The sequence below is a fragment of the Rhodococcus sp. IEGM 1241 genome, assembly GCF_033142365.1.
Lineage (GTDB): Bacteria > Actinomycetota > Actinomycetes > Mycobacteriales > Mycobacteriaceae > Rhodococcus_F > Rhodococcus_F erythropolis.
The window spans coordinates 847,613-870,754 of sequence record NZ_JAWLSE010000002.1 but is presented as its reverse complement, the minus strand read 5'-3'; the positions used below and the strand labels follow the sequence as shown (position 1 = coordinate 870,754).

25 protein-coding genes are annotated in these 23,142 nt (G+C 62.7%); 9 read left to right on the top strand and 16 right to left on the bottom strand.

The annotated features are described in order from the left end of the window. Positions 1–11: 11 nt before the first annotated feature. From R4P70_RS13760 to R4P70_RS13745, 4 genes are all read right to left on the bottom strand, one after another. Positions 12–770 carry an ESX secretion-associated protein EspG gene (locus tag R4P70_RS13760; RefSeq protein WP_054187843.1) on the bottom strand — a complete coding sequence of 253 codons (759 nt, stop codon included), beginning with the start codon at positions 768–770 and terminating at the stop codon, positions 12–14. Continuing rightward, positions 767–2,314, bottom strand: a complete 1,548-nt coding sequence (locus tag R4P70_RS13755; protein WP_317830933.1) for a hypothetical protein — start codon at positions 2,312–2,314, stop codon at positions 767–769. Before R4P70_RS13755 ends, R4P70_RS13760 begins: the two co-directional genes overlap by 4 nt. Positions 2,315–2,434: 120 nt before the next feature. Next, positions 2,435–3,631, bottom strand: a complete 1,197-nt coding sequence (locus R4P70_RS13750) for an Ig-like domain-containing protein (RefSeq protein ID WP_042452959.1) — start codon at positions 3,629–3,631, stop codon at positions 2,435–2,437. Between the two features lie 32 nt (positions 3,632–3,663). After that, positions 3,664–4,707 carry a UDP-N-acetylmuramate dehydrogenase gene (locus tag R4P70_RS13745; protein ID WP_051649640.1) on the bottom strand — a complete coding sequence of 348 codons (1,044 nt, stop codon included), beginning with the start codon at positions 4,705–4,707 and terminating at the stop codon, positions 3,664–3,666. Positions 4,708–4,781: 74 nt separating this feature from the next. On the opposite strand from R4P70_RS13745, the gene R4P70_RS13740 reads away from it, so the two are divergent. From R4P70_RS13740 to R4P70_RS13730, 3 genes are all read left to right on the top strand, one after another. After that, positions 4,782–5,279 carry a DUF2505 domain-containing protein gene (locus R4P70_RS13740; protein WP_003942023.1) on the top strand — a complete coding sequence of 166 codons (498 nt, stop codon included), beginning with the start codon at positions 4,782–4,784 and terminating at the stop codon, positions 5,277–5,279. 76 nt (positions 5,280–5,355) lie between these two features. Beyond that, positions 5,356–5,856, top strand: coding sequence for a DUF2505 domain-containing protein (locus tag R4P70_RS13735; protein WP_007735352.1), 501 nt, complete (start codon positions 5,356–5,358; stop codon positions 5,854–5,856). 7 nt (positions 5,857–5,863) lie between these two features. After that, positions 5,864–6,652 carry a hypothetical protein gene (locus R4P70_RS13730; RefSeq protein ID WP_007735354.1) on the top strand — a complete coding sequence of 263 codons (789 nt, stop codon included), beginning with the start codon at positions 5,864–5,866 and terminating at the stop codon, positions 6,650–6,652. Positions 6,653–6,722: 70 nt separating this feature from the next. Here the strand turns inward: R4P70_RS13730 and R4P70_RS13725 are convergent, their stop codons facing one another. The 3 genes from R4P70_RS13725 to R4P70_RS13715 all read right to left on the bottom strand — a co-directional run bounded on the left by R4P70_RS13725 (position 6,723) and on the right by R4P70_RS13715 (position 11,157). Continuing rightward, positions 6,723–8,756 carry an Ig-like domain-containing protein gene (locus R4P70_RS13725; RefSeq protein WP_212633909.1) on the bottom strand — a complete coding sequence of 678 codons (2,034 nt, stop codon included), beginning with the start codon at positions 8,754–8,756 and terminating at the stop codon, positions 6,723–6,725. 81 nt (positions 8,757–8,837) lie between these two features. After that, a complete protein-coding gene (locus tag R4P70_RS13720; protein ID WP_064688312.1) occupies positions 8,838–10,268 on the bottom strand; it encodes an Ig-like domain-containing protein in 1,431 nt (476 codons plus the stop codon). Between the two features lie 310 nt (positions 10,269–10,578). Beyond that, positions 10,579–11,157 carry a hypothetical protein gene (locus R4P70_RS13715; protein ID WP_317830932.1) on the bottom strand — a complete coding sequence of 193 codons (579 nt, stop codon included), beginning with the start codon at positions 11,155–11,157 and terminating at the stop codon, positions 10,579–10,581. Positions 11,158–11,284: 127 nt separating this feature from the next. Here R4P70_RS13715 and R4P70_RS13710 point away from each other — a divergent pair, with 127 nt between their 5' ends. Next, entirely contained in the window at positions 11,285–12,055 is a 771-nt protein-coding gene (locus tag R4P70_RS13710) for a DUF2993 domain-containing protein (protein ID WP_007735358.1), read from the top strand. Here the strand turns inward: R4P70_RS13710 and deoC are convergent. Continuing rightward, positions 12,052–12,717 (bottom strand): deoxyribose-phosphate aldolase, encoded by a 666-nt coding sequence (gene deoC, locus R4P70_RS13705; RefSeq protein ID WP_047268935.1) that lies wholly within the window; start codon positions 12,715–12,717, stop codon positions 12,052–12,054. The genes R4P70_RS13710 and deoC overlap by 4 nt on opposite strands. A gap of 64 nt (positions 12,718–12,781) precedes the next feature. Between deoC and purU the strand changes: the two genes are divergently transcribed. Beyond that, on the top strand, positions 12,782–13,669 hold the full coding sequence (gene purU, locus R4P70_RS13700) for a formyltetrahydrofolate deformylase (RefSeq protein WP_003941509.1): 888 nt from the start codon (positions 12,782–12,784) through the stop codon (positions 13,667–13,669). Between the two features lie 12 nt (positions 13,670–13,681). Here purU and R4P70_RS13695 read toward each other — a convergent pair whose 3' ends face one another. From R4P70_RS13695 to R4P70_RS13675, 5 genes are all read right to left on the bottom strand, one after another. Further along, a complete protein-coding gene (locus tag R4P70_RS13695) occupies positions 13,682–14,713 on the bottom strand; it encodes an alpha/beta fold hydrolase (protein WP_021333908.1) in 1,032 nt (343 codons plus the stop codon). 168 nt (positions 14,714–14,881) lie between these two features. Beyond that, a complete protein-coding gene (locus tag R4P70_RS13690) occupies positions 14,882–15,178 on the bottom strand; it encodes a DUF2516 family protein (RefSeq protein ID WP_003941505.1) in 297 nt (98 codons plus the stop codon). Between the two features lie 95 nt (positions 15,179–15,273). After that, positions 15,274–16,101: a heparin-binding hemagglutinin gene (locus R4P70_RS13685; RefSeq protein ID WP_003941552.1), complete on the bottom strand. Its 828-nt coding sequence runs from the start codon at positions 16,099–16,101 to the stop codon at positions 15,274–15,276. Then, positions 16,094–16,600, bottom strand: a complete 507-nt coding sequence (locus R4P70_RS13680; RefSeq protein ID WP_003941483.1) for a helix-turn-helix domain-containing protein — start codon at positions 16,598–16,600, stop codon at positions 16,094–16,096. The genes R4P70_RS13685 and R4P70_RS13680 overlap by 8 nt, the downstream gene beginning before the upstream one ends. A gap of 103 nt (positions 16,601–16,703) precedes the next feature. Then, positions 16,704–17,984, bottom strand: a complete 1,281-nt coding sequence (locus R4P70_RS13675) for a DUF445 domain-containing protein (RefSeq protein WP_020968906.1) — start codon at positions 17,982–17,984, stop codon at positions 16,704–16,706. 170 nt (positions 17,985–18,154) lie between these two features. Here R4P70_RS13675 and R4P70_RS13670 point away from each other — a divergent pair, with 170 nt between their 5' ends. Beyond that, complete coding sequence (locus R4P70_RS13670) at positions 18,155–18,889, top strand: TetR/AcrR family transcriptional regulator (protein WP_003941527.1); 735 nt, start codon at positions 18,155–18,157, stop codon at positions 18,887–18,889. Between the two features lie 57 nt (positions 18,890–18,946). After that, positions 18,947–19,801, top strand: a complete 855-nt coding sequence (locus R4P70_RS13665; protein ID WP_042951170.1) for a polyphosphate kinase 2 family protein — start codon at positions 18,947–18,949, stop codon at positions 19,799–19,801. 16 nt (positions 19,802–19,817) lie between these two features. Here R4P70_RS13665 and R4P70_RS13660 read toward each other — a convergent pair whose 3' ends face one another. Beyond that, on the bottom strand, positions 19,818–20,039 hold the full coding sequence (locus R4P70_RS13660) for a hypothetical protein (RefSeq protein ID WP_020968904.1): 222 nt from the start codon (positions 20,037–20,039) through the stop codon (positions 19,818–19,820). Positions 20,040–20,153: 114 nt separating this feature from the next. Here R4P70_RS13660 and R4P70_RS13655 point away from each other — a divergent pair, with 114 nt between their 5' ends. Next, complete coding sequence (locus R4P70_RS13655; RefSeq protein ID WP_020906743.1) at positions 20,154–20,723, top strand: DUF2231 domain-containing protein; 570 nt, start codon at positions 20,154–20,156, stop codon at positions 20,721–20,723. Between the two features lie 22 nt (positions 20,724–20,745). Here R4P70_RS13655 and R4P70_RS13650 read toward each other — a convergent pair whose 3' ends face one another. Beyond that, positions 20,746–21,159, bottom strand: coding sequence for a DUF6292 family protein (locus R4P70_RS13650; protein WP_020968902.1), 414 nt, complete (start codon positions 21,157–21,159; stop codon positions 20,746–20,748). A 120-nt stretch (positions 21,160–21,279) separates the two neighbouring features. On the opposite strand from R4P70_RS13650, the gene R4P70_RS13645 reads away from it, so the two are divergent. Continuing rightward, positions 21,280–22,548, top strand: a complete 1,269-nt coding sequence (locus R4P70_RS13645; RefSeq protein ID WP_020906742.1) for a glycosyltransferase — start codon at positions 21,280–21,282, stop codon at positions 22,546–22,548. A gap of 71 nt (positions 22,549–22,619) precedes the next feature. Here R4P70_RS13645 and R4P70_RS13640 read toward each other — a convergent pair whose 3' ends face one another. Next, positions 22,620–23,063, bottom strand: a complete 444-nt coding sequence (locus R4P70_RS13640) for an STAS domain-containing protein (RefSeq protein ID WP_020968900.1) — start codon at positions 23,061–23,063, stop codon at positions 22,620–22,622. Positions 23,064–23,142: the final 79 nt, after the last annotated feature.

Genomic DNA, 23,142 nt, shown 5'->3' with positions numbered 1-23,142 from the left:
AATCGTTCTGACTAACCAGTGCGAATCACCCGGTGCAGGACGAGGCCGAGATTGCGTGCAATCTCGGCCTCCGTCATTTCCGTGGAAGCGCTACGGGCACTTACGGTTTCATCAGCGGTGACGATGTACCGACCATCTCCGGCATAGTCGTACCAGTGGAACGTTATTCCGTCGTCTGTCGGTCTGCTGTCCACCGCTCCTCCCGGGTATGTGGTGACTTCACCGATCGAGGTCCGCTCTCGGCCGAAGAATCTGCTCACTTCCTCGCTCCCGCGCGCACCGGCAGCACTGCTCAGAAAGCTCGCTCTACCGGAAGTTTTCGGCCTTTCGATGCTCACACCACGCTCCGATCCAGCGGGGCAGGTCGGCAGGTGATCGACGAGCATCCGTGGAATTGCCGATGGGCGTACCACGGTGAAAACCACGTCGGAGCCACAGTCGACAGTCCTGCCGGGCAGTTGAGTCAGGAGCACCCCCAGGTCGCCGGCAACAACGCCGTGCAATCGCGTCACCGTACTCATGTTCTGCCCGTGAAAACCGGAAACCTCAACGCGAGCATCAGGATTCGCAAGAGCACCGAGAACGTGATGCAGCCGATCGTCGAGCAACCAAGCCAGGTGTGCTCCCGCTCGTCGTCGCTCTTCTGTCAGCTCGTTCATGGTTTCGGCCGTCGGACGAAACCGCAGCGGGTACGGGAGTCGGTCACGTCCGACCGCTTCCCAGAGAATCTGGAATTCGAGGCCGGTGAACTGCCACTGCATGGTGGTCATTCGCCCAGCACCGCCGGGGAGACCATCGGTAGGTCGCCGACCAGGGCATTGCCGTTCTCGACTGTGACGAGGTAGCCGGGGGTGTCGTGAACGTTGTCTTCGTCTTGCCCTTGCCCTCGTCCCGGCGCCATGCCACCGACGCCACCCATCGCACCCCGACCGCTCTGCGCGCCCGTCGCCGAAGTACCGCCAGCTCCGTTGACGCCCCCACGTCCGCCACCGGCGAGGCCACCGGTGCCGCCGGTTCCGCCAGGGCCGAGGGCTCCGACTCCGGTTCCGCCTGGCCCGAAGCCGCCGGTACCGATTCCACCAGCAGGACCACCACCCGAACCGCTACCTACCAGGCCTGACGGCGTTCCGGAACCAAGCTGAGCGCCATTCGGAGTTGCACGAGCTAGGCCATCTGGCGCTGCACCGGCGGACAGTGGACCGGCATGTGCCGCCGTGGTCCCGGCCGGGTCGGAATCGGTTCCGGATCGAACTGCATCGACGTTCGGATTCCCTTGGGCATCAACGCCGCTACGGTTGTCACCATTTCCGGAATCGGTGCCGGATGGATTCTGACCGGAACCGTGTCCGGGCGGGTTTGCCCCGCCGGAGTTTCCACCGTCCGCTCCCCCACCGACTCCGCCACCCGATGTAGACGGCGCGCCGAGCCCGTTTTCCGAACCCGAAGTGTTCCCGCCGCCGGCACCACCACCACCGAATGCGCCGCCACTTCCAGCCCCGCCACTTCCAGCCCCTCCACCGCCGGTGACCGGATTGAATGCGGCCGGGAGGATCGGCACCTGATCGTCCGCACGCTTCATGGACGGCAGATACACGTCCTTCATCACCTGGCGCGCTTGACGTTCGGCTTCTTCCGCTTCGTATTGGGCCTGCTTCCATGTAGCCCCGGGAACCATGCTGAGAAACCTCTCGACCGTCGAGGCGCCGTCGGGGGCCGGAATCGAGCGTTTGGCCTCGTCGAGTGCGATCTTCGCCTCCTCGATCTTGTTCGAGATCAGATCGACCCGCACCTTCAGCTCACCCGCATCAGCCGAGTAGACCAGCACTGCTTCCAGCGCAGCCGAGCCGCCGCGCCCCTGCCAGCCTTCGGTGATCGCACCGTTCACTTCGTTCTGGAACTTCCCGATGCCGGCTTCGACCCGGCCTGCAATGGCCTTCCAAGCCTCACCGATCGCACTCAGGGTTGCCGGATTCATCTCGTTGACGTGGTCGAAGATTTCGGAGTGCGACATCGCATCGAACGGATCGTCGTCCACGATTGCGTGTTCGCTGTACTCGAGCGACGACGTCTGGGCGGTGAGGGCATCGCGCTCACCCCAGGCTCGAGCGCGCTCCACATCGGCGTCGACGGTCGCAGCAGCCATCTCGTCGTCGAACGCGCCGCGGTCGTCGGTTATGGATTGCACCAGAGCAGATGTAGCGATTGCGCTCGCGATGGGAGTGCCGACAACTGGCAATGCCGCCACGCCAGGAGGCACGGCCTGCGTCGCATCGGAGATTCTTCCCAGCACGTCTTCCAGAAATGGAATGCCCACCGCTGTCCCCCTGAAGTCGAAAACCCCCGTCGGACTCCCCCGAGCCGACAGCACTTACCTGTACAGACGCAAGCAGAGCCCGGACGGTTCCCTCATCCACGGATTTACCGCAGTACAGAGTTACGGCAGTGCCGACATCGACTTCCAGGTCGGCAGATCGATTGCCCAGTCGTAGATGTCGCCGTCCGCAGGAGACAGGTCGATCGACGTGCCGGTCACCTCTACGGGGTCACCGTAGAGGGCGGTTCCGAAGTATTCCTGCGCGTCGGATGTCGACAGGTTGATGCAACCGTTCGTGACGTTCGACGAGCCCTGCACCCCGGTGGTCTCAGGATTGGCGTGGATGAATTCGCCGTTGTTGGAGATGCGCACCGCCCAACGCTCACGCACGTTCTCGTAGAACGGCGGATTGGACATCATGAAGTCTTCGTACTTCTCCGTCACCATGTGAATGCCGCTGCGCGTGACGTTGCGAGGTTCGTTTCCCTCGCCGTAGCTGACGGGAATGTCCATGATCGTCTGACCGTCGCGCACCACCTGCATGCGGTGGCTGGGCGCATTCGCCTTCACGATCTGGCTGCGACCGATCGTGAAGTCGAGCGTGAGATCCTGGTCGCCGAAGGCGCCACCGCCGTAGTTCAAGCCGTAGAGCTTGGCGTCCAGATGGACAGTCGTGCCCGGCACCCAGTAATCGGCCGGACGCCAATGGGCCCGCGATCCGCCGTTGTCGTCGGCCAGCCAAGCCCACGATCCGGCGGTGGGCGGCACGGTGGTCACGACAAGAGCCTTCTCGACGGCCGCCTTGTCGACGACGGAGTTGTCGAACTGCAACGTGATCGGTGCCGCGATACCAACTTCTTGGCCGTCGGCGATGTTGAGGGTGGCGCCGGTGGTCGACTCCGGGGCAACCGTCGTAAAGCTCCCTTGGACTGGCACGGATTTACCGTCGGTCCCGGTTGCCGAGCCCGACCACGAATACGTGGTGCCGTAGCCGAGTGCCTCACTGACCGTGAACGATGTCTTGTCAGGCGACAATTGTCCTGCAACGGCTTTACCGGCTGCGTTGCTGAGGCTGACGTCGGACAGCGTTCCCTGGGTCACGGCTACCGAGACGGGGGCGACCGGGCTGACATCTTTGGTGCCGGGCGCCGGCGTCGACACCACGGTCGCCACCGGTGCTGGTTCGGCGGCCGCCGCGCCGCCCTGTCCGTCCTTGCCGCCGATCGTGCAGCCGACGACGGCCACCATCACAGCGAGCAATACAGCTACCAACGCAACAAGACGCGAACGACTTCTCCTACCACCCAGCTCATGCACTTCAACAGGCTACCTGCGGGCTCTGTCAGGAATCAGACGGTGCAGCCCACAGTTACCGGTTCCGGTTCCAGGTGCACACCGAACGCGGCTTCGACGCCGTCGCGCACTGTCCGCGCGAGCGAGACCACATCCGCGCTCGTTGCCGACCCTCTGTTGGTCAACGCCAAGGTGTGTTTCGTCGACAGCCTGGCCGGTGCATCTTCACCGGGATAACCCTTCGAGAATCCGGCCCGTTCGATCAACCATCCGGCCGAGAGCTTGGTTCCACCACTGCCCGGGAACTGCGGCACGGTGACGTCTCCGAGCTGTTCGGTTATTGCTCCGAGCACAGCGGGCAGCTTGTCGTCCGGCACCACGGGGTTGGTGAAGAAGGAACCCGCGCTCCAAGTGTCGTGGTCGTACGGATCGAGGACCATCGCCTTACCCGTCCGAAGACCCAGAACTGCCTCGCGGACCTGCGACGCAGGTAACCGCTCGCCTTCTTCGGCCCCGAGTGCGGTGAACAGTTCGCGGTACGCGAGCGGGGCACTCAGTCCGTCGGTCGACGCATCGAATTCGACGGCGAGAACCACTGCTGCATCGGAATGCTTGAGGACGCTCGACCGGTAACCCAATTCGAGTTTCGACGGTTCGACCCACGACACTTCGCCACTGCGTCGGTCGAGCAATTGAACCCGCCGGAGCCGCGAGCCCACCTCGACGCCGTACGCGCCGACGTTCTGCACCGGCGTCGCACCGGTCGAGCCCGGAATCCCGGACAGGCACTCGAGGCCACCCAGTTCCGCGGCGACCGATTGACCGACTACTTCGTCCCACACGGCACCCGCTTCGGCGACGACGCGGTCCGTGTCGAGGCTCACGGTGGTGTTGGCCACACGAACGACAACTCCGTCGAATCCCGAGTCGGAGATCACGAGATTGGATCCGCCGGCGAGAATCAGCGTCGGGATCTGCTCGCGATCGAGCAGCGTCACGACGTCGATCAACGACTGCGTCGTCGGACATTCGGCGAGCAGCCGCGCCGGTCCCCCGATTCGGAGCGTCGTCAATCCCGACAAGTCAACGTTCTCGGACACGAAAGCGCCTGATTCCACGACGCGTCTGCCAATGGTTACGTCCCACACATCGATAAACGGTAGCCTCCACAATCGTGAGCCGTCGCATCGAGCATTCGTCGAAGTACACAGTCCCCGCCGAGAAGGTCCATGAGGCGGTGACCTCCGAGCAGTACTGGCGCGACCGAATCGTCGCTGTCGGTGGTCCCGGCGCAACGATCGAAGAGCTGACCGTTCGCGACGAGACCGTCGCGGTCACGATGTCGCAGATCATTGCCGCAGAGCACCTCCCCAGCATGGTGTCGAAAGTCGTCAACGGCGACATCGTCATCAAGCGCAGTGAAACGATGGCGCCTTTCAAGGACGGCAAGGCCACCGGCACCTTCTCCGCCCACGTCGACGGCGTTCCCGCCCGTGTCGAGGGCACGCAGGTGCTGACAGGTGACGAGAACTCCGCCACTCTCGAGATCGACGGTGAGGTCGAGGTCAAGATCCCGTTCCTTGGCGGAAAGATCGAAAGTGCGATTGTCGACGAGGTTGTCCGGCTCATCCAGGCCGAACAGGACTTCACCCGGGAGTGGATCGCGAAGTAAAATCCTGCGGGCGGCGACAGTTGTGGATACAGCCAATTTGGCTTGTCACAGCGTGTAACCGGTATTCTTTCCGATCATGGCTCGCCGCATCGACTACTCCGCCCGCTATCAGCACTCCCCCGAGCAGGTCTATGCGGCACTGGCGGACCGCTCGTACTGGGAGGCCCGTGTCGAGGAGATGCGCAAGCATTCCGAGAACCATGTGGAACATTTCGAGGTCACCGATTCCGGAATCGATCTCGTGCTGCACCACATTCTCCCGCGCACCGATTTGCCGGACATTGCTCAGACGGTGATGAAGAAGGATCTTGTCATCACTCGTAAGGAGTCGTACGGCGCCTTCGGTGACACCGTGACCGGAACGTACGAAGCGTCCATCCCGGCCGGGCCGGGGAGTTTGTCCGGCACCATGGAGTTGTTCGCGACCGATACCGGGTCCACGCTGCGAACCACGTCCGAGGCCAAGGTCTTCATACCGTTCATCGGCGCGAAGTTGGAGCAACTGATGCTCATCAACCTCGTAGATCTGTTCCGCACCGAAGCCCAGGTCACCGCGACCTGGCTCGCCGCACGCTGAACCCGGCGTGAAGAAAGCTCCACCCCCGAAGATCGAGGGGGTCATCACCCGTGGCACGACGGGAATCAACAGACTGCGACGTAGTGACCGGTGGATCGTGCACAACCGCACTATCGCGCACGCCCTGAACAACGCGACCGATCCGTTGATCGTCGACCTCGGGTACGGGGCGAGGCCGGACACCACCTTCGAGATGGCAAGCCGCCTCACCGCTGTCCGGCGGGATCGACGCGTCATCGGGCTCGAGATCGACCCCGCCCGCGTGGTCGAGAGTCGTGACGGTGTCAGCTTCGCCCGTGGTGGATTCGAACTTGCCGGTCTCACACCCGTCTTCGTACGCGCCTTCAACGTGCTCCGGCAGTACCCGGAGGAGGCTGTGGACTCTGCGTGGGCACACATTCAGTCCGGTCTCGCACCGGGCGGGCTGCTACTCGACGGAACCTGCGACGAACTCGGGAGACGTTGCGCCTGGGTGCTTCTCGACGCTGATCGTCCATTGACCCTGACACTGGCCTGGGATCCCTTCGACATCGAGCGCCCTTCCGACATCGCGGAACGTCTCCCGAAGGCTCTCATCCACCGCAACGTTCCCGGTGAGCCGATCCACGCGTTGCTCAGCGCGGCCGATCGAGCCTGGGCCACCGCCGCGCCGCACGCCTCGTTCGGACCTCGCCATCGTTGGGCTGCCGCATTGGAAATTCTTCGTGCGCAAGGAATTCCCGTGCAGCCCGCGCGGCGACGTCTTCGTGACTGCATCCTGACCGTGCCCTGGCACGTCGTAGCGCCGAATCCCTGAACTCACAGACGGGAAACGCCCCGCCGCGGAGGTGTTCTCCGCGGCGGGGCGTCCGTGTGCAGGCGTCGGGCTAGGACCCGAAGATGTTTTCCAGGCTTCCCAGTGAACCGGTCGAACTGCCGCCGTTGCCGGGATCGCCGCCGTCGGACGCTGCCGTTACCTTGACGGTGACTGCGGCCTGGGTCTCGGAACCGAGATAGCCGTCAGTTCCACTGAACACCGCGGTGATTCGGCGATCTCCGAGTTCAGTGAAGGTGTGCGAGAGCGTGGCCTTACCGTTCACCACCGCAACCGGTCCACCGATCGGGGTGGTTCCGTCCATGAACTGGACCGTTCCTGCGCTGAGCGTAGGTACCACTGCCGCAACAAGATCGACCTTCGCGCCCTTGACCGCTGACGCCGGAGCGCTCACGGTGATGGACGTTTCCTGATCCTCCGCGGCCGGAGCCGTGACCGAAACCGACTGAGCAGCCGAGGTAGAGGTGAGGAATCCTGTTGCACCCGAGTAGACGGCCGTGATGTCGTGCGTACCGACGCTCGCGAACTCGTGCATGATCGACGCCTTGCCCTCGACGACCGGCACCGGTGAGCCGAGATTGCCCGAGCCGTCCTTGAACTGCACTGTGCCGCCAACCGGCGTCGGCGTGACGGTTACGGACAGACCAACTGCCGTACCGGTTTTTGCATCCGCCGGAACGGTCAAGACCGTCTGGGTCTGCTGGTCGGTGGGAGCCGGCGCCTTGACGTTCACGGTCTGGGCGTTCGATGTCGAGCCCAGGTAGTTACCCGAACCCGAGAACACTGCGGTGATGCTGTACTCACCCGCCACGGTGAAGATCGGCGTGGTTTTCGCCTTACCTGTGGCGTCCACGGGAATCGGGGAGCCCAGATCCCTGCCACTTTCCTTGAACTGCACGGTGCCACCTGCAACACCGGTCGAGACCGAGGCAGTGAACGACAATGTCTCTCCGGTCGAAGCGGTCGACGGGCCGACGAGGGTGGTCGTTGTGTTCTCCTCGACCACCACCGGAGCGACTGTCAGCGCATGTGGCGCCGACGTCGAAGTCTGGTAGACACCGGAACCGGAGTACACCGCCACGATCGAATGCGCTCCGACTGCATAGGAATTCGTCAGCGAGGCCTTGCCGTTGGCATCGACGGGAACGGCGCCGCCGAGGTCGGTTGCACCGTCCTTGAACTGCACCGTGCCACCCGCCGGAGTGGGCGACACCGTAGCCTCGACGGTCACGGACTCACCTGCAACTGCACTTGCGGGACCGGTGATCGCGGTTGCAGTGCTCTTGTCCGCTTCGGACACTACGACGTCGACAGCTGACGACGTGGAAGACGCCACCTTTGCATTACCGAGATACTTGGCCGTCACGCTGTGGGTTCGGACGTCAGCCGGTGTCCAGGCAAGCGTTGCAACACCATTGGCGAGCGCGCCCGCACCGATCTTGGTGGCACCGTCGAAGAACTCCACCGAATCACCGTCGGCACCACCGGTCACCGTCGCGCTCAGCGGAACAAGTTGTCCCAACTTCACGCCACTGGTCGGTGACAGCGTCGTCGTCGAGACGTTCTTCTGAACGTTGATCGACGGACCACGACCATTTGTCGTGTCGTCAACGAACACCGTCCCGTCGAAATGCACCGTCGTCGACAAATCAGTACCACGAGCACAATCCGCACCGACGCGATACTGGAATTCGAACGTCTTGACGTCACCACCCCACATCGGCCATTCCGTAGCACCCGCACTCAAACGAACAGAATCAGTAGCCACCTCGTTGACACGGAACGCACTACCGTTCACCGTCGCCGAACCATCGACATACGTCATACACGCCGGATGAAAATCGCGCACCGCATACAGATTGTGAACCGCGGCAGTTCGCTTGAACACCGTCTTCGACGTGATCACATCACCCTCGGACGGCGTCCCGTTACTGATCGTCCGAGTCACCTTGTACCCGTCGGAATTGAACTCCGCCGTCACCGGAGCCGCACCAGCAACCCCGACACCCGCAACCACCGCGAAACCCGCAGCAACAGCAAACACACTCAAACCTGCAACTGCACGGCGTGCAGAACCTACAGACATAGCTTTTCCTTCTCGAGAAGTGAGCGAAATGGGTGATGCCCCGCCGCCGAACGCGGGCGGGGCATCACCAGGTGTCGGCGGCTAGGAGCCGAAGATGTTGCCGAGGCTGCCGAGCGAACCGGTGCCGTTGCCTGGTTCTTCACCGTCGACGGGTGCGGCGATCTGGACGGAGACCTGATCGGACGATGCCGTCACCGTGCCGGCGCCCGAGTACTCCGCCGCGACGACTCGCTGCCCTTGAGTTGCGGGCTTCCACGAAAGGCTGGCCTTTCCGGATGAATCGACCGTGGCCGTGCCGATGACGGTCTCGCCGTCCTTGAAGGTGACTGTGCCACCCGCATTGGCGGGGCTGATTTGAGCGGAGATCGTCTGGGCAACGCCGACCTGGCCCGCTACTACGCTGAGATCTGTTGTGGAGCTTGTTGTTCCGGCGGGTTGTTCGGCGACTGTCACATTCGCGGTGGTACTCGACCCGGTGACACCGGATCGACCGGCGAATACGGCTTCCACCGTCTGTGCACCGGCGACCGTCGGAACCCAGGCATAGGTCGCTTCACCGTTGCCTGCCACCGGCACCGAAGCGAGCACCGTTCCGCCGACCTTGAACGTGACCGTTCCACCGGTGCCCGACGCGGACACAGTCGCTTTGAGATTGGTCGACTTGCCGACCTGCGCGCCCGAGATCGGCGCCAGCGTCGTACTGGACTGAGCATCGGCCTGCGAAACGTTCACGATCAGCGCTGCCGAAGCGGAACCGACGGCACGCGCCGTGTCGGCGAACTTCGCTGTGATCGAGTGGTCTCCACGGGTGGTCGGTGTCCAGGCAAGTGTTGCAACACCATTGGCGAGCGCGCCCGCACCGATCTTGGAACCGGCGTCGAAGAACTCCACCGAATCACCGTCGGCACCACCGGTCACCGTCGCACTCAACGTCACCGGCTGCCCCACCTGAGCGCCACTGACCGGTGACACGGTGGTCGTCGACACGTTCTTCTGAACGTTGATCGACGGACCACGACCATTCGTCGTGTCGTCAACGAACACCGTCCCGTCGAAATGCACCGTCGTCGACAAATCAGTACCACGAGCACAATCCGCACCGACGCGATACTGGAATTCGAACGTCTTGACGTCACCACCCCACATCGGCCATTCCGTAGCACCCGCACTCAAACGAACAGAATCAGTAGCCACCTCGTTGACACGGAACGCACTACCGTTCACCGTCGCCGAACCATCGACATACGTCATACACGCCGGATGAAAATCGCGCACCGCATACAGATTGTGAACCGCGGCAGTTCGCTTGAACACCGTCTTCGACGTGATCACATCACCCTCGGACGGCGTCCCGTTACTGATCGTCCGAGTCACCTTGTACCCGTCGGAATTGAACTCCGCCGTCACCGGAGCCGCACCAGCAACCCCGACACCCGCAACCACCGCGAAGCCCGCAGAAACAGCAAAAACACTCAACCCACCGACAACACGACGAACACCACTCACGGACATCCAGATCCCTCTCGACAACGGGGCAGACAGGCGTCCAGGACAAGCGTCCGTCTGCTTTCGATGCCGTGACGTTATCCCATTGACTGTAAAGTAACTACGCTTTTCGCAGATTTAGTTCATCGGCGACATCGCCGAACTGCAGTAACAGTGGGCTGAACGTCCCGCACCGCACATCTGGATGCGTTCTTACCTGCGCTAAAGACAAAACAGTCGCCCGAAAATAGCGATTTACAAATCTCTGATATCGGCGTCATATTCGATTTCGGGCGTGATGCCAGAAGGTCGCAGGAGCCTCGAAGATCTCTCTCGGCTACAGGCTTGCGGCCAGAGCCAACTCGACCCGAACAGCAACGTCGACGCTCGCGTTCTCACACGAGAGATACAGCTCGTGCGCGTCCAGTCGGCCTATCGCGACCGCATCGGCGACTACTTCGTTGAGCAGGACTTGAGAAATTCCACCGGAAGCGAGGTCGTGCACGGTACGCAAAGGCGTGGTGATGCGGATGGGCCCGATCTGTTCACACTCGTCGTCCGCGAGCGGCAGTCGGTGCAGCGCTACCTGGCGGGTCGGCGCCGCGAGAGGGTGCGCAACGGAGAGGTGAATGAAGCGAGGTTGCAGGTGCCCGAGGCCATGCAGATCTGCGGCACTGTAGTGCGAGACGGTGGCGCTACCGGCGAACCACGTGCACCACTTCGCGAACTCGTCCAAGGCGGTATGTCTGACGCGTTCGAGGCGAAAAAGCCCGCGGCACTCACATGTCCATGTTCCGGATTCCGTCATTTCTTCCATCAACGCCAGACCGAAACCCAGTTCGGATGCCTGGAGAGCCGTGACAAATCCGCACTGTCGCAGCGCCAGCCGCTCGAGTGATTCGTAGTCCGAAGCCATGACCACCTCCGGTGACCGTCGAAAACGCCGTTTCGAACAGACTACGGGCGAGTGTGTCGCGCATCACAGGAATGAGGAAGTGCGTATTCACAGAGTTCGTTCAGACTCGTCGGGAAGAATCTGGCGAATGACTGTCGCAGCGAACAACCCTCGTCCGCGCAACCGAGTGCTCATCATCCTTCTCGTGGTGATCGCCGTACTCGTCGCGGCGCTCGTCGGTGGAGAACTGTACGTACGCAACCAGGTGAAGACCTGCATGGCCGATCAGTTCCAGAGCGAACTGGGATCCCAGGTCGACGTCGGGTTGAGCTGGAAGCCCGTACTCCTGCAGGCAGTCGACAAGAAGGTGCCGTACATCAGCATCGACAGCGACGACTCTTCGTTCGGCCCCGCAACGGGAATGCAGGTTCACGCGAAGGTGAACGACATCAACTTGCAGCCCTCGGCGGGCAACAGCGGCACCATCGGCAGCTCCAGCGCCGACGTCACCTGGTCTACCGCAGGCATTCTCGCCACCTTGCAGGAGCAGACCTTCGGCGGGCTCGTCTCCGGCGTCACCGCCGACTCGAGCGCCGGAACACTCGCGTTCGACGTCGGTCCGGTCGGGCTCGCGAAGCTCACGGTCAAGCCCACCGTCACCAACGGTGTGGTCGACGTCCAGACCGTCGGCGCCGAGATTCTCGGATTGGGTCTGCCGACCGATCTGGTCGACGGCATCGTCCAGACACTCACCGACAGCCTGCAGACCTACCCGCTGGACATGAAGCCCACGAAGCTGACCGTCACCGACGACGCTATCCAGATCTCGTTGGAGGGCGGCGCTTACGCCATGCCCGTCGCCGACGCGAACAACCAGAACACCTCGGCGGTTCCGGACAGCTGCGGCCTGCTGACCTAGTCGGCCAGACCGTCCAATACTGCTCGACTTCCGGATAGTCCGAGGCGGGTGGCGCCGGCCGCGATCATGTCGAGCGCTGCCTGCGTCGTACGTATTCCGCCACTGGCCTTGACTCCCACGCCCGGGCCGACCGTCTGCGCCATCAGTGCGACGGCCTCGACCGTCGCTCCACCCGCGGGGTGGAAGCCGGTGGAGGTCTTGACGAAGTTCGCCCCGGCACGCACAGCTGCGCGGCAACATTCGACGATGGCCTCGTCGGACAGCGCTGCGGTTTCGAGGATCACTTTGAGGATCGCACTCTCCCCCATCGCCTCGCGGACGGTGAGGATATCGGCCAACACCGCGCTGTAGTCGCCGGCGACCGCCGCTCCTACGTCGATGACCATGTCGATCTCGGCTGCGCCTTGATCGACGGCCAGTCGCGCTTCAGCACCCTTGACCAGCGAATGATGCTTCCCCGACGGGAATCCGACGACGGCCGCCGTCACAAGTCCCTCGGCGCGAATCGGCAACATCGACGGCGAGACGCAGACAGCCAGCACACCGAGGCTGCGTGCTTCGTCGATCAGGGCGGTCACATCGGCCGCGGTGGCTTCGGGTTTGAGGAGAGTGTGGTCCACCATCGCGGCAACCTGGGAACGAGTGAGTGCAGCTTCAGACATGTTGGAAAGCTTGGCACACCACCACGCGACCGTCGCTGCAGCCGCACCTGAGAGACTAGGCCGCATGACCGCTGCACCATCGATCGATGATCGTCGCTATGTTCTGTCCCTCGGCTGCCCCGACACCACGGGCATCGTCGCACGCATCTCGACCTTTCTCACCGACGTCGGTGGATGGATCGTGGAGGCCGCATACCACGCCGATGCCGACACCGGATGGTTCTTCACGCGTCAGGCGGTCCGTGCATCGTCGGTGAGCATGAGCATCGACGAGCTTCGTGAACGGTTCAAAGCTGTTGCGGCCGAGATCGGTCCGGAAACCGAGTGGACTCTTCACGACTCCGGCGCACCCAAGAAGATCGTGTTGCTCGTGAGCAAGGAAGGTCACTGCTTGCATGACCTCCTTGGCCGCGCCGCGGGCGGGGAACTCCCCGCAGAAATCAGCGCCGTCATCGGAAACCACGAAGATCTGCGCAGTGTCACCGAGCGCCACGGGATCGACTTCCACCATGTTCCGTTCGCCAAGGACCCGGCAGAACGGGGACCGTCCTTCGAGAAGGTCCGCGCCCTGGTCGACGCTCACAATCCCGACGCCGTGGTTCTTGCCCGATTCATGCAGGTGCTGCCCGAATCACTGTGCGAGCACTGGGCCGGGCGCGCGATCAACATCCACCACAGCTTCTTGCCGTCGTTCATCGGTGCCCGCCCCTATCACCAGGCGTTCGCCCGCGGCGTGAAGTTGATCGGCGCCACCTGCCACTACGTGACCGCCGAACTCGATGCCGGTCCGATCATCGAGCAGGACGTGATCCGTGTGGACCACGCCGACGATGTCGCCGACATGGTCCGCCAGGGTCGAGACATCGAAAAGCTCGTGCTCTCCCGCGGACTGCGCTGGCACCTCGAGGATCGTGTGCTGGTCCACGGGCGCAAGACGGTCGTCTTCAGCTAGAGCTGCGTTGCGCTAGAGATTGCGCAGTCGCACGATTTCCTTGTCGAACTCGTCGATGTTCTCGATCGACGACATGTGACCGACGCCCGGCAACACGATCAACCGTTCGAGGTTGCCGGCGTCGTCGAGGACTTGCGCAAGCTTGCGCGCATGGACCGGCGGAGTGAGCCGATCGAGCGAACCGACGAGCACGGTGGTCGGCACTTCGAGATTGTCGAGTCCCTCGTGAATGTCGAGGGTGCTCAGCGCTGCTCCCCAACCTCCACGGATGCGGGGCTTGCACTCACGAACGATGTTCTCGCAGAACTGAATCTCGGCTTTGGTCGCGTTCGGTGACATCGAGACGTACTGGATCGCCTTCGTCATGGCGCCCGAGGAGACGAACGGAACGGGCGAACTGAGGATGGCGCGGCCCACGGGGACCGGCACGCGAGGGAAACGATTGGGCAGTGGGATGACCGTGGTCTCGGCGATCAACCTTTCGCTCGCGGTGCTCGCGAGCATGACCGCCGACGCGTACTTCTTGACCTCGTCGGGGTGACGACCCGCCCAGGCGATGATGCTCATCCCGCCCATGCTGTGACCGACGATGACGGCCTTCTTGTCCTCACGAACGGTGGCCGCCAGCACTGCAGAGAGATCGTCGGCAAGGACGTCCGGGCCGAGCGGAAGATTGCCGACGGTGCTGCGGCCGTGACCGCGCTGATCGTAGGTGATGACCCGATATTCGCCGGCAAGCGCATTGACCTGCGGGTACCAGAATTCGGTGGAGCACGTCCAGCCGTGACTGAGAACGATCGGATCGCCGTCGACGGGACCGTAAGCCCGGACATTGATGATCGCACCGTCGTCGGTGGTCAGTTCGCTGATGTCAGCTTTGAGCGTCGGAGTCTTCAGGAGTGCATTGGGCTCGACGTCGCTCGACAGAGTCAACCCTCGCGTGGATCGCCGATGACGGATCCCAGCGACGGCCGCGACGAGTGCTCCCACTCCGACGGCGCCTGCCAGTACTCGAAGCTCTGTGGTGCGCGAACGACTGGACATGCATTTACCCCTGACTGCTGCTGACGACAGACGGATGCAATCTATGTGTGACTGCCGTTAACCGACACTATCACTCGAACAACGCCCGTTGTCAGCGTTGGAGAGAAGAGTGGGGCAGCACACCATGAGCCGGGAACCACGGCTCGGAATGAGCGGGAGTGCGGCAAACTACCAGCGAGAACCGCCGTGCTGAATGTCGTCCACCCGCGGGCGAACGTCGACGAGATACACGCACACTGCAACGACCGCGATGATGCCCAGGAGCCCGACAGGGGACGTCGCCAAGAGGATCAACGCCGCGACGATCAGAATTCCCAGCCAGATCGGCTTGGTCAATTTGTTGACCGCGGTGAAAGCGTCAGGACGCTGCCTGACGGCATGAACGATCGCGTAGACAGCACCCACCAATGCGAGCACTTTGAGTGCGAGAAAGATCAGACCGACTAGCCCATCGACTTGAGTCACAACTACATCCTAAGTTCTCATCCGGTTCCCGACGAACACGAAGGCTCCCACACTCGGCTGAGCGCGGGAGCCTTCGTCAGGTGGAGCTGGGCAAATCAGGCCTTCTTGGCCGGAGCAGCCTTCTTGGCCGGAGCCGGTGCGGTGGCCTTGGCCGGAGCAGCCTTGGCGGGTGCAGCCTTGGCCGGAGCGGCCTTCTTCGCGGCGGTGGTCGCGCGCTCCTGGACGTCGGAAGCAGCAGCGGTCACGCGAGCGGCAGCTTCCTTGGAAGCCTCGTCAGCCTGGTCACCGAGGTCGAGGACCTTCAGTGCAGCCTCGTCGCCTGCGTCGGCGATCTTCTCACCGGCGTCAGAGATCTTCTCGCCGACCTCTTCTGCGGTGTCGGAGATGCGTCCGGCAGCGCGGCCGGCCAGCTTGGCAGCCTGCTCGCCCACGGCGCGCGTCTGACGAGCAACGGTTCCGAGTGCGTCTTCGGTCAGCTCGACGGCGTCGCCGAGTGCCGACTCTGCAGCAGCGATGCCTTCTTCGACTGCGGGCTGCTTGCGGATGCGCTCGACTGCGTCTTCGCCACGTTCTGCGAGGGAGTTGTACAGATCTCCGGCAACCTTGAGGTATGCCTCGGCGACCTTGCGGAGTTCCTCGGGTGAGAACTTCTCGCGCAGCTCGGCGAGCTCTTCGGGCAGCTCGGACGGCAGGCCGGCGAGACGCTCGCGCAGCGCATCGACACTCTCGGCAACGTCACCCTGGACGGAAGCGAGCTTCTCGCGAGCACCGTCGACACGGCCGTTGACATCGCCCTGGGTGTTTTCGGCGCGCTCACGAACCTGAGCAACTACATCGGCCACGGCCTGGACAACCAGGTCGCCTGCGCCGACGGCGGCGTAGAGCGAGGTCTTGACGCTGTCGATGGCGTTCTTGTCAGTCATCTTGTTCTCCTAGTGAAGTCTCGGTGTCTGGAATTGCGGCCGATTCAGCGAAATCGGGCGCTGCGGCTGGTCTTGACGACTCGTTCTCGCGACAGAACGAGTCGTAGATTTCGAGCAGTACTTGCTTCTGCCGTTCGTTGATGGCCGTCTCGGCCAACACCGCGTCCCTGATGGGACTGTGCGGGCGTTGCTCGAGATATCCCGCTTGGACGTACAGCACTTCTGATGAGACTCGAAGGCCCTTGGCGATTTGCGCCAGTACGTCCGCCGACGGTTTGCGCAATCCGCGTTCGATCTGACTCAGATACGGATTGCTGACGCCGGCGAGTTGAGCGAGTTGGCGCATCGAAACTTGGGCGGCTTCCCGCTGTGCACGAATGAACCCCCCGATGTCGTGTGCCGCAGAGCTGACGACGCGAGCTGCCAAGTCGCTTGCTCCGGCTGCGGCACCGGATGATTCACGATCTCCGTCATCGGAGTTCGTCGACTTCGCTGGCATTGCGTCCTCCCTATCCAGTGGACATTTCCCAGGATAGGAGAGGGTGCTAACTATTGCAAGCACTACTGCTAGCACTCGTGGTGGACGTCACATACCGGACAGCTCAGCCGAAGATGAGCGTCGAAATCGTGTAGATCAGCAGTCCGGCGATCGAGCCCACAACGGTGCCGTTGATACGGATGAACTGAAGATCTCGACCGACCTGCAACTCGATCTTCTGGCTCGCTTCGTCGGCGTCCCACCGCTCGACGGTGTCACTGATGACTCCAGTGATCTCGTCGGTGTAGTTCTCCGCGATGTACTTGGTGCCCTGCACCAGCCAGCCGTCGACCTTCTCACGCATGGACTCGTCGTCACGCAGCCTGACTCCGAAGCCGGCGACGTTCTCGGCGACCTTGGTCCGCAGGGTGCTGTTCGGATCGTCGACGGACTCCATGATGAGCCGCTTGGCAACCTGCCATGTCGACGACGCCAGACCCGTCACTTCCTCGCGACCCATGATCTCGGCCTTGATCCCCTCGGCCTTCTTGATGGTCTCCGGGTCGTTCTGCAGATCATCGGCGAAGTCGATCAGGAAGCGGTTGGCGGCGAGGCGTACCTCGTGTTCGGGGTTGGAACGGACCTTCCAGGTGAACTCGACGAGTTCCTTGTATATCTTCTCCCCCAGCATGGCGTCGACGAACTTCGGCGACCACGCGGGCGAATCGCGAACGATCACACGATCGATCGTCTCCTGGCTGCCGAGAGCCCACTGATGTGCCCGCTCGGCAAGCAATTCGATGATCGGCAGTTGCTTGTTGTCCTTGAGAAGTTCACCGAGCACTCGGCCGATCGGCGGTCCCCACATGGGCTCGGCCAGACGCTTCACGATCGTGTTGTCGATGATCTGGGCGATGTCCTCGTCGCGAAGAACCTCGACCATGCCGCGCAAGACCGTCGACGTCTCGGCGGCGACGCGAGCGGCGTTGGCAGGTTCGGCCATCCACGTGCCGAGCCGCAGCGGAATCTGCGCCTGCTGCACCTTGGCCGACACAACCTCGGGAGCCAGGAAGTTTTGACCGACGAATGAGCTCAGGCTGGCTCCGAGCTGGTCTTTCTTACGCTTGATGATGGCAGTGTGCGGGATGGGAAGGCCCATCGGATGACGGAAGAGCGCGGTGACGGCAAACCAGTCGGCAAGCGCGCCGACCATGCCTGCCTCGGACGCGGCCCGGACGTACCCGACCCACTCTCCGGCGCCGCGGGATTCCTGCCACCGGCAGAAGATGTAGACCACCGTCGCGAAGCCCAGAAGGCCAGTAGCGAAGACCTTCATCTTGCGAAGGTCCCGACGCTTGGCGGCGTCGTCGAAGGCGGAGAGGCTCAGTTGCTGCACCCTCGCCATTGTGCCGAAAGGTGTGACGCGGCGTAGCGCGAGCGACACGAAGTCCGATTCTGCAGGACCTAATCCCCCGAACTGCGGATGTGAGTGCCCGAGATAAAGGCACGGACATTAAGCTGGACCGGAAAGTAGACCGATCGGACGTGGCTCGCACCACAGATATGAGATGACTCGTGGCCAAGAATGCCGTGCAGGACAACGAGCAGGTAGACGGCCCAGTCGTTGCTGATGCGAAGCCCGAGAAATCCGACGGTCGCAAGCGTCGTTGGCGTGAGCACAAGATCGCTCGCCGCGAGGAACTCGTCGACGGCACCATCGCCGCCATCCGCGCGCGCGGCCGTGAGATCGGCATGGACGAGATCGCGTCCGAGATCGGTGTCTCCAAGACCGTGCTCTACCGATACTTCGCCGACAAGAGCGACCTCACCACCGCCACGATGATGCGGTACGTCGAGACCATCCTGTCGCCGCGTATCTACGAAGCGATCAGCGGTGATCTCGACGATTTCGAACTCACCCAGGCAAGCATCACCGCGTACGTCGAGACGGTGGCGTCCGACCCCGACATCTACCTCTACGTCATGGCCAACGGCGCCGGCGCCAACCGCGACGTCGTTGCCGATTCCGAGCGCATGATCGCCGAATTGCTCTCCACGGTGTTGGGCAATCGCCTTCGCGAGATGGAGATGGATTCCGGCGGTTCCCTGCCGTGGGCGTTCGGGATCGTCGGCGGAATTCAGCTCGCGACGCACTGGTGGATCTCCAACAAGTCGATGTCCGCAGAATCGCTGATCGACTACCTCACCATGATGACGTGGGGCGGCATCACCGGCATTGCTGCGGTCAACGGATCACCGGCCAAGTTCAAGTCGGTTCCGCATCCCCTCGTCAAGCCTGCCGAGGACTGACTCGCCCGAGACCGAACTTTCGAGCCACAGGGGTCGATCCTGTGGCACTCTTTCGGCATGGCACAAGACTCGCTGTGGGAAACACCGGCCGCCAAGACACTGCGGGCGGAGCCCGGGTTCGAACTCGATCAACTCGATCGCAACAGCACTCCGGGATTCACCGGAAACAAAGCTGACGGCGAACGTCTGCTCGAGGAGCGCGGCGCGGTCCTGTCCGACCTGCAGGAGTTGCTCTACGCCAACGGCAGGTCCGGGGACAGCCGTTCCATCCTGCTGGTCCTGCAAGGAATGGACACCGCAGGCAAGGGTGGCATGGTCCGACACGTGATCGGTCACGTGGATCCTTCGGGAGTTCAGCACGCGGCCTTCGGCGTCCCGACCGAAGAGGAAAAGCAACATCACTACCTCTGGCGGATCAAGAAGGAACTCCCCCGCGGCGGCTATCTCGGTGTGTTCGATCGCTCCCACTACGAGGACGTCCTGGTCGTGCGCGTCCACGATCTTGTCCCTGAGGATGTCTGGAGCACGCGCTACGACGAGATCAACCAGTTCGAGAAGGAACTCGTCGACGCCGGAACCACCATCGTGAAGGTGGCGATGTTCGTCTCGCTCGACGAGCAGAAGAAGCGGCTCGAAGAGCGTCTCGACCGCCCGGACAAGTACTGGAAGTACAACCCGGGTGACGTGACCGAACGCGGTTTGTGGCCTGCATATCAACAGGCGTATCAGGCAATGCTCGACAAGACGTCGACCGAGCACGCGCCGTGGTACGTCGTGCCGTGTGATCGGAAGTGGTACAGCCGAATTGCGGTCACGGAGCTACTGATCGACGCTCTGGAAAAGCTCGATCTCGACTGGCCGTCTGCCAACTTCGACATCGAGGCGGAGAAAGCGCGACTGGCACAGTCCTGATCAGAAGCAGTCCTGATCAGAACAGGTGTGGGGATTCGCGGTGCACTTTGTGGTCGTGATGAACGGTGCTGGTGTACAGGGCAACCGCCAGTCCGATGGACGCGACACCGGCGAGCCCGGCAATCAACGCCCAACCACCGTGCCCTGAACCGGCGGCCACGAGAAAGCTGCCGAGACAGACAACTGTGGCCAGCACCAGGAAATACGACGCCCACGCTGCAAAGAGATTGAGCTTCATCGTTCGCTCCTCCGGTTGGATCTCTTTCGTTTCGACCGTACGCCGGAGCATGACGGTCGACAAGACACTCCTGTCGTGAGGTTTCCCGACGTCTACGCCGGGTAGCCGAATTGCATGGACATCGGAACTCTTTACCGCGGAATCGAATCGGCGCGCGGACTGGACGGTCCGTCCACTGGCATCAGACGCAGAATCCTCCAGATCACCGAGCGATCCGACAGATCGCGTACTGTCGCCGCACTTCTGCGCGGCGCCCTCGTCGGGCATCCCATCCATCCCGCCCTCGTGACCATTCCCGCGGGCGCGTGGACGGCTTCGCTGATCTTCGACGTGTCAGGCGATCCGCAGACTGCACGACGGTTGATCGGGCTCGGACTGGTCTCGACGCCGCCGGCTTTGCTGACAGGCTGGCTGGACTGGTCCGAACGTGGCGACGTCGCACGCCGTGTGGGGCTGGTACACGCCGCATCGAATGCTGTGGGGATCTGGTCTTTTGCCGCGTCGTACAGGCTACGCGGCAAGGATTCACTCGCGCTGGCGCGAGTTCTGTCGGTGCTGGGGCTCACCGCGGTCGGTGTCGGTGGCGCGCTCGGCGGTCACATCGTTTTCAAACTCATGGACGATCCTGCCGTCGAGGCTGCAGCGACTCCGGTTCTCGATCCCATCCTGGACGTGGTCAACTGAGCTGATCGGACCTCAATACTGCTCAGGCGTAAGCACTTCCGGAGTAGCTTCGTAGTTCTCGCGCGGTCTCGTCCGAATCCGCCAGTGGCCTGTTCATGACCCAGTGCGGGTTGCGCGTGCCCAGTGTCGCGGCAAAGTCGGCGACGGCGTCCGGGGTCGGCACTGCGTGTTCGCCCAGATATCCGAGAACGATGAGGTCCTCCCCTGAACGAGTCTCCACGGCCAGGGCCCAACCGCACGTCTCCTCCCACAGCAACGCCACCTCACGCCCAGGGAAACGCGGCACAGTTCGATCCAACGCGATGTAGGCCTCCAGAGGATGCTCGCGCCTGCAACACCATTGCTCTATGCCGGCCCCCACGCCGACCGCCACCCGTTGTACGTACCGCTCGAACCCGAGTCCGACGGTTGCGTCGACCAGCATTTGTTCTGTCATCGAACCTCACTCCTCGCCATCGTGTTTGGAATGTGCCCAGCGCTGACCGCGCCGAAACCCGGTTCAGATCACGGACTCCGGGTATCCCCAGACGAACCGATCAAGTGGAGAGGGGACCCGATGAAGTACTCGCCCGCTATGGCTCCCGGACGAATGCTGAAGATCTCCATGGTGTCGGTGAACGCCGATCCACTCGCACCGGTGGGCTGCTCGGCAGCCGGTGCACAGAACCTGCACGTCGACGAACTGTCCGCGGCCCTGGTTCGCGCCGGACACGATGTCACCGTCTTCACCAGGCGGGCACACGTCGGTGGACCGGACCGCGTTCGCGCCCGCGCCGGGTACTCCGTCGACTATCTCGAAGCCGGCCCGACACACGCTCTCCCTGACGCCGAAATACTCCCCCACCTGGGCACCTTTGCCAGCATTCTGCGCGCTCAGTGGAGTACCGACCGACCCGATGTGGTGCACTCGCACTTCTGGATGTCTGGTGTGGCAACGGAACTCGCGACCCGCTCACTCGGCATCCCCGTACTTCAGACATTCCATTCCCTGGGATCTGCGGCGCACCGACACCTCGGAGCAGCCGACGACAGCCCATCGGAGCGGACTCACCTGGAACCATTGATCGCCAGGGGCGCAACCCATGTCATCGCGACAAGTTCGGACGAAATCTTCGATCTGGTTCGGCAGGGATCACCACGATCACGGACCACGATGGTGCCCTCGGGCGTCGATACCGAAGCGTTCACCCCGGAGGGACCCGCCGCGAAGAAGACCGCGCCGCATCGATTGATCTGCGTCGGAAGGCTGGTGGAGCAGAAGGGCTTCGATGTTGCCGTCGCCGCGCTGGCTTCGCTGCCGGACACGGAGTTGGTGGTGATCGGCGGGCCACCCGTCGCGCAACTGAGCACCGACGAGGTTGCGATCCGCTTGGTCAAGCTCGCCGAGCGGCTCGGCGTCGCAGATCGAGTCCAATTGTTGGGACGCGTTCCGCACCGCCAACTACCGAAACTGATGCGGTCGGCCGACGCCCTCGTATGCACCCCCAGATACGAACCTTTCGGAATCGCGGCGCTGGAAGCGATGGCGTGCGGAGTTCCTGTAGTCGCGACTCCTGTTGGCGGACTGCGGGATACGGTGATCGACGGACTCACGGGGCGTCGGGTGCCGGTGAACAGCCCCGTGGAAACCGCGCGCGCGGTCCGGCATCTTCTCGACGACGAAGACGAGGGCGCGGCGTTTGCACGGCAGAGTCGGGCCCGAGCGTGCGAATCGTATTCATGGGATCACGTCGCCACCGAGGTGGTCCGAACCTACGGCCGCTGCGTCACAGCACCGCCGAGAGCCCGCCAACACAAGGGCACTCACCGAAGTGAAGTGCACTGACGCTGACGGGCTCTACGAAGCTGATTTCTCGAAACTGTAGGTGACTCGAAACTATCGGCGAAAGGGCGGTATCAAGCCGGGAAACGTCGGGTCTCTTCGAGTCCGATTGCATGATCCAGCGACTCGTAGCAGGCAAACATCGACTCCTGACCAGCTGCTTTGAGTAGCCTCTGAACCGGGCGGGCGCAGACGAGCGCGAGTGTGCCGCCCACGTCGCGTGATCGCGTCGACAGGACCGACAGCACGGACAAGCCGCACGTCCCCATGAATTCGAGTTCGGAGAGATCGACAACCAGCGTCCGGTCCGCGGCAACGTGGTACGTCAAGAAGTCACGAAAAGCATTGGCGCTCATCAGGTCGATCTCGCCACGAACGTGGATCACAGCGGTATGTGCACTGATGCGGTGCGCGTGAAACGATGCGGTCGCTGTCCCGGTCGCGGGAGGTCCGTAATCTACCGATCCCTTCGCCGCGTTCGTAAAGCCTGAAATAGATGATCCTGGAACAACAGTCATGGTTCTCCCATCCCGCAACGGTTTACACTCTGCAAAAGAGAAGGGACCTCCGAAGGAGCCGCACGATGAACGGGTCTCC

Excerpts from the sequence above, each read along its gene's own strand:
- R4P70_RS13760 (WP_054187843.1), bottom strand. The coding sequence starts at position 770 with ATGACCACCATGCAGTGGCAGTTCACCGGCCTCGAATTCCAGATTCTC.
- R4P70_RS13735 (WP_007735352.1), top strand. The coding sequence starts at position 5,356 with ATGGCTCGCCGCATCGACTACTCCGCCCGCTATCAGCACTCCCCCGAG.
- R4P70_RS13725 (WP_212633909.1), bottom strand. The coding sequence starts at position 8,756 with ATGTCTGTAGGTTCTGCACGCCGTGCAGTTGCAGGTTTGAGTGTGTTT.
- R4P70_RS13720 (WP_064688312.1), bottom strand. The coding sequence starts at position 10,268 with ATGTCCGTGAGTGGTGTTCGTCGTGTTGTCGGTGGGTTGAGTGTTTTT.
- R4P70_RS13715 (WP_317830932.1), bottom strand. The coding sequence starts at position 11,157 with ATGGCTTCGGACTACGAATCACTCGAGCGGCTGGCGCTGCGACAGTGC.
- R4P70_RS13710 (WP_007735358.1), top strand. The coding sequence starts at position 11,285 with ATGACTGTCGCAGCGAACAACCCTCGTCCGCGCAACCGAGTGCTCATC.
- deoC (WP_047268935.1), bottom strand. The coding sequence starts at position 12,717 with ATGTCTGAAGCTGCACTCACTCGTTCCCAGGTTGCCGCGATGGTGGAC.
- purU (WP_003941509.1), top strand. The coding sequence starts at position 12,782 with ATGACCGCTGCACCATCGATCGATGATCGTCGCTATGTTCTGTCCCTC.
- R4P70_RS13695 (WP_021333908.1), bottom strand. The coding sequence starts at position 14,713 with ATGTCCAGTCGTTCGCGCACCACAGAGCTTCGAGTACTGGCAGGCGCC.
- R4P70_RS13685 (WP_003941552.1), bottom strand. The coding sequence starts at position 16,101 with ATGACTGACAAGAACGCCATCGACAGCGTCAAGACCTCGCTCTACGCC.
- R4P70_RS13680 (WP_003941483.1), bottom strand. The coding sequence starts at position 16,600 with ATGCCAGCGAAGTCGACGAACTCCGATGACGGAGATCGTGAATCATCC.
- R4P70_RS13675 (WP_020968906.1), bottom strand. The coding sequence starts at position 17,984 with ATGGCGAGGGTGCAGCAACTGAGCCTCTCCGCCTTCGACGACGCCGCC.
- R4P70_RS13665 (WP_042951170.1), top strand. The coding sequence starts at position 18,947 with ATGGCACAAGACTCGCTGTGGGAAACACCGGCCGCCAAGACACTGCGG.
- R4P70_RS13660 (WP_020968904.1), bottom strand. The coding sequence starts at position 20,039 with ATGAAGCTCAATCTCTTTGCAGCGTGGGCGTCGTATTTCCTGGTGCTG.
- R4P70_RS13655 (WP_020906743.1), top strand. The coding sequence starts at position 20,154 with ATGGACATCGGAACTCTTTACCGCGGAATCGAATCGGCGCGCGGACTG.
- R4P70_RS13650 (WP_020968902.1), bottom strand. The coding sequence starts at position 21,159 with ATGACAGAACAAATGCTGGTCGACGCAACCGTCGGACTCGGGTTCGAG.
- R4P70_RS13645 (WP_020906742.1), top strand. The coding sequence starts at position 21,280 with ATGAAGTACTCGCCCGCTATGGCTCCCGGACGAATGCTGAAGATCTCC.
- R4P70_RS13640 (WP_020968900.1), bottom strand. The coding sequence starts at position 23,063 with ATGACTGTTGTTCCAGGATCATCTATTTCAGGCTTTACGAACGCGGCG.